We start from the raw sequence: 2,123 nt of genomic DNA on the forward strand, positions 1-2,123 counted from the left end.
CTTCAGCAAACTCAAGCAGTTTCGAGCCGTAGCTACCCGCTACGACAAACGCGACGACAACTTCCTTGCCTCAGTCCAACTCGCATCCATCCGCATCTGGTTGCGGCATAATGAGTCGGTGGCCTAGCGTATCGGCTTTGCGGATCCAGAGCGCGCCGGACGAGGCATGAGCGAACTGTCGGAACCGCTCCTCGCTTTCTCCGATAGCATCCTCGGCGAGCTTTCGATCTGTGATATCCTCCATCAAGCCAATCATGCGGTAAGGCGCGCCGCTCGCATCATATAAGAAGCTTCCGCGCGCGGAGCACCAGCGGATTGCGCCGCCGGGGTGAAGCGAGCGAAACTCGTGGATGTAAGTCTCTCTTCGGTCGCGCGCTCTATCGATCAGCGCGATCGCTTCGGCACGATCGTCCGGATGTACACGCGCGGCCCATGCCTCGAAGCTCGGCGTTACCTCGCCGACGAAATAGCCCTGCATGCGAAAGTGACGATCGTTCCATTTCACCTCGCGCGATCGCAAATCCCAGTCCCAGCTCGCCGATTTCGATTGCCAGGCTCAGCCGGTCCGAGCTTTCACTAAGCGCGTCCCGCGCCCGTTTGGATAGCCAAGCGTTCAACTCAGCCAGATCGCGGAAGCTGGGCATCGGTTGCCACAACCGGCGCCGAGCTTCCTGGACGTTCTTCTCGACTTGTCCTTTCTCCCAGCCTGAAGCCGGATTGCAGAAGTCGGTCTCGAACAGATAGTGGCTGGCCATGGCGGCAAACCTCGCGTTGACCTGCCGTGCCTTCCCGGCCCCGATCTTGTCGACAGCGGTCCTCATATTGTCGAAGATCCCGCGCTGGGGCACGCCGCCCAGCACCCGGAACGCCTGCGTCAGCGCGTCGAACAGCATCTCATGGGTCTGGAGCATAGGCTCGCACGATGAAGGCGCGGCTATGTGCCAGCTTGGTATGGGCAACCTGCAGCTTCGTGTGCTTGCCGCCCAACACGGCGTAATCCTCGCTCCAGTCGAACTGGAACGCCTCGCCAGGCTGGAAAACCAGAGGCACGAATGTCGCGCGCCCGCTGGTCTGTTGTTCATACTGAAGCTCGGTCCGCCAGTGCCGGGCAAAAGCTGCAACCCGGTTATAAGAGCCATCATATCCCAGCTTTACCAGATCGGCGTGCCACTGCTTGGCGGTCAGCTTCTGTTTGCGGGATTTCTTGGATTCCACCCGCAGCCAAGCGGTTAGCTTGTCCGCGAAGGGATCGAGTTTGCTGGGCCGCAACGGGACCTTGAAGCTGGGCTCCACCGCATCGGAACGCAGATATTTACGGATGGTGTTGCGGGATAGGCCGGTCCGGCGCTTGATCTCTCGAATGGGGATCTTCTGCCGGAAATGCCACCGGCGGATCACACTGAGTAAGTCCATGTCGATCACTCCACGACCCTCCGGCTGGCAGCCGGAACGGAGGAAAACATGGGTCAATTCTCAGCGGAAACTTATAGCCTTCCCGGGTCACTTCTCAGTGGCAATCAACAATCTAGGGGCTACTCATCTTGTATGCGCGCGATTGCGCGGCGGCGGCCTTCACCGCAGCATTAGTAAGCATGGGTCACCTAAAAAATAGAAGTTGATATAGGTGGACGCCAGCGCTGTTTTGATGTGCGACAAGGCGTTTTATACACGATTGGAAGCTTGATGCCCGACTGGGATTTAGAAGCCCGCTACGCCTACGAGGCAGGCGCTTCAGCAATGCTTCTGGAGGTGGTCTGCTGCCTGCCCGCGCCAGAGCTAGTCGCCGTTAGACAGTGGATTGAGGACCTGCGTGCGTGGGCGGGTGGTCCTCCTCCCGTTGCACCACATTTATGGCCTTTGGCTTCTGACAACGGCGGATGATCCTTCCGCCTCTGTTGAGGCTTGAAGTGGTGGAGTTCCGCCAGTTATAGGCGCTGACGTGACCCCCGGCTTTTCCTCCAAGCTTGATTAGAGTCTGGCCTGATGGAAGGACGGATATTGCGCGTCAATCAGGATGAGTATTGCGCGTCAATCAGGATGAGAATGTGATTGTCGCGGCGCGTCATTCAGTGCCGATTTTAATTGTCGCTGGCAAGGACCTCGGTCTCATCTTGATTGTCGCG

General features: G+C 58.5%; 1 protein-coding gene and 2 pseudogenes. 1 reads left to right on the forward strand and 2 read right to left on the reverse strand.

Features of this window, described 5'->3' with window-relative positions; genetic code table 11:
- A pseudogene (locus ACI3K3_RS25530) lies at positions 1-127 on the forward strand (IS5/IS1182 family transposase); the annotation flags it as partial.
- Here ACI3K3_RS25530 and ACI3K3_RS25535 read toward each other — a convergent pair.
- Together ACI3K3_RS25535 and istA are read right to left on the reverse strand one after the other, a co-directional pair.
- On the reverse strand, positions 71-478 hold the full coding sequence (locus ACI3K3_RS25535) for a PAS domain-containing protein (protein ID WP_404918899.1): 408 nt from the start codon (positions 476-478) through the stop codon (positions 71-73). The pseudogene ACI3K3_RS25530 and the gene ACI3K3_RS25535 overlap by 57 nt on opposite strands.
- A 115-nt stretch (positions 479-593) precedes the next feature.
- A pseudogene (istA, locus tag ACI3K3_RS25540) lies at positions 594-1,413 on the reverse strand (IS21 family transposase); the annotation flags it as partial.
- Positions 1,414-2,123 lie beyond the last annotated feature (710 nt).

The organism is Novosphingobium sp. ZW T3_23, assembly GCF_044987305.1.
In the GTDB taxonomy this organism is placed as follows: Bacteria; Pseudomonadota; Alphaproteobacteria; order Sphingomonadales; family Sphingomonadaceae; genus Novosphingobium.

Bases quoted from the DNA above. Each gene is read 5' to 3' on its own strand.
- ACI3K3_RS25535 (WP_404918899.1), bottom strand. From the start codon at position 478: ATGCAGGGCTATTTCGTCGGCGAGGTAACGCCGAGCTTCGAGGCATGG.